Annotated in this window: 6 protein-coding genes; 1 reads left to right on the forward strand and 5 read right to left on the reverse strand. The window is 69.7% G+C overall.

Translation table 11 applies throughout. From position 1 onward, the window contains the following. On the forward strand, positions 1-334 hold a 334-nt coding region (locus VTU_RS0103885), incomplete at its 5' end, for a pantoate--beta-alanine ligase (protein ID WP_010100974.1). A 52-nt stretch (positions 335-386) separates the two neighbouring features. Here the strand turns inward: VTU_RS0103885 and VTU_RS0103890 are convergent. The 5 genes from VTU_RS0103890 to VTU_RS0103910 all read right to left on the reverse strand — a co-directional run bounded on the left by VTU_RS0103890 (position 387) and on the right by VTU_RS0103910 (position 4,328). Next, positions 387-1,355, reverse strand: a complete 969-nt coding sequence (locus tag VTU_RS0103890) for a threo-3-hydroxy-L-aspartate ammonia-lyase (RefSeq protein ID WP_010100976.1) — start codon at positions 1,353-1,355, stop codon at positions 387-389. 131 nt (positions 1,356-1,486) lie between these two features. Then, positions 1,487-2,326 (reverse strand): M90 family metallopeptidase, encoded by an 840-nt coding sequence (locus VTU_RS0103895; protein ID WP_010100978.1) that lies wholly within the window; start codon positions 2,324-2,326, stop codon positions 1,487-1,489. 33 nt (positions 2,327-2,359) lie between these two features. Beyond that, positions 2,360-3,148 (reverse strand): UDP-2,3-diacylglucosamine diphosphatase, encoded by a 789-nt coding sequence (locus VTU_RS0103900; RefSeq protein ID WP_010100980.1) that lies wholly within the window; start codon positions 3,146-3,148, stop codon positions 2,360-2,362. 11 nt (positions 3,149-3,159) lie between these two features. Further along, the gene (locus VTU_RS0103905) at positions 3,160-3,669 is read right to left on the reverse strand and encodes a peptidylprolyl isomerase (protein WP_010100982.1); all 510 of its coding nucleotides are present in this window, start codon (positions 3,667-3,669) and stop codon (positions 3,160-3,162) included. A gap of 14 nt (positions 3,670-3,683) precedes the next feature. Further along, on the reverse strand, positions 3,684-4,328 hold the full coding sequence (locus VTU_RS0103910) for a peptidylprolyl isomerase (RefSeq protein WP_010100984.1): 645 nt from the start codon (positions 4,326-4,328) through the stop codon (positions 3,684-3,686). Positions 4,329-4,553: the final 225 nt, after the last annotated feature.

The following is a 4,553-nucleotide window of genomic DNA, read 5'->3' on the forward strand; positions in this document are numbered from 1 at the left end:
CGTTGCAGCCGAGACCAGCCGTGCCGCGGACGGCCTGGCGCTGAGCTCGCGCAATGCGTACCTGAACCCGGACGAGCGCCGCGAGGCCGTGGCCCTGCCGCAGGCGCTGCAGCGGCTGGCGCAGCGCTGGCTCGATGCCCCGGCCCAGGGCCCGGCGCTGGAGCAGCAGGCCCTGGACGCGCTGCGCGCCCGCGGCTGGCAGCCCGACTACCTGAGCGTGCGCCGCCGCGCCGATCTGCAGACCGCCACGGCCGGCGACGCGCCCGGCACGCTGGTGGCACTGGGCGCCGCGCGGCTTGGCGGGACGCGGCTCATCGACAACCTGGAGTTTTGAGACGCGGGAGGACTGCGCCCGTTGCATGCGGCGTGGCGCGCGCCGCTGTGTGCTACGCCGCAAGCAGGGCGCAAAAGCGTGCCAGGTCCACATTCCCGCCGCTGATGAGCACGCCCACGCGCTGGCCCTGGAGTTCCTGGCGCATGGCGCGCGCCGCCGCAAAGCCCAGGCAGCCCGTGGGCTCGACGATGAGCTTCATGCGCTCGGCGAAGGAGCGCATGCCGTCGATCAGCTGCGCGTCGGTCACGGTGAGGATGTCGTCCACGTCGCGGCGGATGATGGGGAAGGTGAGCTGCCCCAGATGCTGCGTCTGCGCGCCGTCGGCAATGGTTTCCGGGGTGTCGATATGCACGATGGAGCCGCTGCGAAACGAGCGCTGGCCATCGTTGCCCGCGGCCGGCTCCACACCGTAGAGCGTGCAACCGGGCGCAAGCGCGCGCGTCGCCAGGGCGCAGCCCGAGAGCAGCCCGCCGCCGCCCAGGCAGACGAAGAAGGCGTCGAGCGGGCCCACCTCCTCGAACAACTCCTTGGCGGCCGTGCCCTGGCCCGCGAGCACATCGGCGTGGTCGTAGGGCGGGATCAGCGTCAGGCCGTCGCGCTCGGCCAGGGCGCGGGTGATCTGCTCGCGGTCCTGCGCATAGCGGTCGTAGAACACCACGCTGGCGCCGTAGCCCTGCGTGGCGGCGATCTTGCTGGCAGGGGCGTCCTGCGGCATGACGACGGTCGCGGGAATTCCCAGCTCGCGCGCCGCGAGCGCAATGCCCTGCGCATGGTTGCCCGACGAGAAGGCGATCACGCCCGCCCTGCGCTGCGCCGCGTCGAACCGGGCGAGCGCGTTGAACGCGCCGCGGAACTTGAACGCGCCCATGCGTTGCAGGTTCTCGCATTTGAAGAACAGCCGGGCGCCCAACTCCGTGTCGATGCTGCGCGAAGTCAGCACCGGTGTGCGGTGCGCATGGCCGGCAATGCGGCCCGCGGCGGCCACGACGTCGTCGTAGGTGGGCGCAGGGAGGGTGGTCATGGGTGGGGTTCGGTAGAGTGCGGTTTGGCTTCGGTAATTATCCATTGCGTTGCGCCATGAAACTGATGTGTCCCCCGGGGTAACGACGCGCAGCGGATCGGGGACCTTCTGGCGAAAAATGGCGCGCTGCCTCACCCCTGCGGTGGGTCATCGGCCGGGCGTTTGAAGAATGCGTCCAGCAGCGGAATCAGCGTCGGGAAGTCCTGCGCAAACCGCTGCCGGTTCACAAAGTAGGCCTCGCAGCTCACGGCGAAGAACTCCGCCGGCGCGGCGGCGCCGTAGGCGTCCAGCCAGGGGCGTTCGGCGCCGAAGCGGTCGGCGAGGGTGACGCGCTCGCGGAACTGCACGTAGGCCGGCTCCCAGACTGCCCACCAGGCCTGGCGCGCGGCGCGGAAGCTGCGCGTGCCGAGAAAGCCCGCGGGCAGGGGCGGGCAGCCGTCGGGTTGGCCGCTGCGCATGTCCAGCTTGTGCACGAATTCATGCAGAACCAGGTTGGCGCCGCGCGCCGTGTTCTCGTCCGTGTGCGCGCTGTGCTGCCAACTGAGCATGACCGGGCCGCGCTCCATGGCCTCGCCGAGCAGCACCTGGCGCTGCGTGTGCACCACCCCGGCTGCGTCCACCGTCTGGCGCCGCGCCAGCGCCGCGTCGGGGTGCAGCACGATGCCCACGAAATCGCCGTACCAGTCCAGCGCCCTGGCCGGCGCGCCCCAGTGCAGCAGGGGCAGGCAGGCCTGGGCCGCGATGTCCACGGCCATCGCGTCGCTCACCACCAGGCCGTGCACGCCGTGGAACTCCTTGTGCCGCAGGAACAGGGCGCTGAGCGTGCGCAGTCTGCGTTTTTCGGGCAGCGGCAGCGCGGCCAGAAACGGGTGGCGTTGCAGCGTATCCAGCCACAGCGCGGAAGGGATCTCGGGCCGGGGCGCGACGCGGGCGCAAACGCGGTGCCAGAGTCGGCGCACAAGGGGCGGCATGGCGAGATCCGTTTGGGGGCGGCAATCCCCGGGTCAGGGCAGGGCGGCCAGCCGCTGCCACCCCGCCGCCGACAGGCGCAGGGCCTCGGCGCGCGCCGGCGTCGCCGCCGCGTCCCAGTCGCTGAGCACCAGCCGTTGCAGGCCGGGCGCCAAGGCGTGCTCGGCCGGCTGGTGCGTGTGGCCGTGGACCAGGGTGCGTGCGTCGGCGGCGTTCAGCCAGGCGATGGCGGCGGCGGCATCCACATCGGCGCAGGGCGCGCCCAGGCGTTTGCGCGCCTCGCTCTCCTGGCGCATGCTGCGTGCCTGCGCCCGGCGCACGGCCAGGGGCTGCGCCAGAAAGCGCTGCTGCCATGCGGCGCTGCGCACCTGCAGGCGAAAGCGCTGATAGTCCCGATCTTCCAGGCACAGCAGGTCGCCGTGGCTGAGCAGGATGCGCTGGCCACCAAAGACCAGCACGGCAGGGTCCGCCAGGGCGGCTATGCCGCAGTGCCCAAGAAACGCGGCGCCGGCCAGAAAATCGCGGTTGCCCTGCATGAACCACACGGGCAGGCGCCGCGCGGCGGCCTGCAGGTCCGCACAGACCCGGGCCTCGAAGCTGCCGGTCTCGTGCAGGGCGTCGTCACCCACCCAGACCTCGAACAGGTCGCCCAGGATGAACAGGGCATCGGCCGGCGTGGTCTGCAGGTAGTGCTGCCAGAGGGATCGGGTGGACACGCGGGCGTCCGGCGCGCCGGCCTGCAGGTGCAGGTCGGAAATGAAATCGACCCTGCGCCAGTGCGCAGGCGCGCAGAGCACCTCGAACCGGGGAATGCCCGTGTGCACAGGAATCGCTCTCAGCCCAGGACAGTGGCCTTTTCGATCACGACATCGTCCTTGGGCACGTCGTCGTGCCAGTCCTTGCGACCGGTTTTTACGGCCCTGATCCGGTCCACCACCTCGGTGCCCGCGACCACCTTGCCGAACACGGCGTAGCCCCAGCCCTTGTCCGACGGCGCGGTGTGGTTCAGGAAGCCGTTGTCGGCCACGTTGATGAAGAACTGCGCGGTGGCCGAGTGCGGCTCGCCCGTACGCGCCATGGCCACGGTGTAGGGGGCGTTTTTCAGGCCGTTGTCGGCCTCGTTGCGGATTGGCGCATCGGTCGGCCGCAGGAGCATGCCGGGCCCGAAGCCACCGCCTTGCAGCATGAAGCCCGGGATCACGCGGTGAAACAGGCTGTTGTCGTAATGGCCCTTGTCCACGTAGGACAGGAAGTTTTGCACCGACTGGGGCGCCTTGGCCGGGTCGAGTTCCAGGGTGATGACGCCGTAGCCGGTAATGTGCAGTTCGACTTGGGGATTGTGCATGGGTGAGGATTTTTTCATTTCACCAGGGTGGCGGAGTCGATGGTCACGGGGGTGATTGGCACGTTCTGGAGCGCGCCCTTGTTGCCCGTGGGGACGACCCGGATCTTGTCGACCACCTCGGTGCCGCTGAGCACCTTGCCGAACACGGCGTAACCGTGGCCGTCGGGGTTGGGGGCGTCGAGCGAGGCGTTGTCCCGCACGTTGATGAAGAACTGCGAGGTGGCCGAGTTGGGCTCTCCGGTGCGCGCCATGGCGACGGTGTAGCGCAGGTTCTTCAGGCCGTTGCTGGCTTCGAGCGGGATCGGCGACCGGGTGGGCTTGAGCTGCATGTCGGCCGTGTAGCCGCCGCCCTGGATCATGAAGCCGTCGATCACGCGGTGGAACACGGTGCCGTCATAGTGCCGCGCCTTGACGTAGGTGAGGAAGTTCTCCACCGTCTTGGGCGCCTTGTCGGGGTCGAGCTGGAGCACGATTTCGCCCATGGAGGTGAGTAGCCGGACCTTGGGGGCATTCTGTGTCTGCCCGGGTACTGCTGCTTTTTCAAACTGAAGAATGAGTACCTTGGTGGGGGTATCTTGCGCTTGCGCGGGTACTGCTGCGAACAGCGCGTTCAGCGCCAGGCTGGCAAGCGCCAGGGTGGAATTTCTTCTGCAAATCATCCAATCACTCCTTTGAAAAAAACACGGTGTTCATGCAGGCCCGGTGCGGGCGTTGGACGCGCTCATGCCGGCGGGGAGCGGCCCGTGGCCGACGCCGCGCCGCCCGGCGCAGGCTGCCCCGCCTTGCCCGCGGGCGCCGGGAACAGCTTGCGGATGAGTGCCAGCTTGGGCGCGACCGAGGCGGCGCTGCCGGCGTCGAGCCGCTGGGCCTCGGCGTAGGCCCGG

The sequence above is a fragment of the Verminephrobacter aporrectodeae subsp. tuberculatae At4 genome, assembly GCF_000193225.1.
In the GTDB taxonomy this organism is placed as follows: domain Bacteria; phylum Pseudomonadota; class Gammaproteobacteria; order Burkholderiales; family Burkholderiaceae_C; genus Acidovorax; species Acidovorax aporrectodeae.

Bases quoted from the DNA above. Each gene is read 5' to 3' on its own strand.
- VTU_RS0103905 (WP_010100982.1), bottom strand. From the start codon at position 3,669: ATGCACAATCCCCAAGTCGAACTGCACATTACCGGCTACGGCGTCATC.
- VTU_RS0103890 (WP_010100976.1), bottom strand. From the start codon at position 1,355: ATGACCACCCTCCCTGCGCCCACCTACGACGACGTCGTGGCCGCCGCG.
- VTU_RS0103910 (WP_010100984.1), bottom strand. From the start codon at position 4,328: ATGATTTGCAGAAGAAATTCCACCCTGGCGCTTGCCAGCCTGGCGCTG.
- VTU_RS0103895 (WP_010100978.1), bottom strand. From the start codon at position 2,326: ATGCCGCCCCTTGTGCGCCGACTCTGGCACCGCGTTTGCGCCCGCGTC.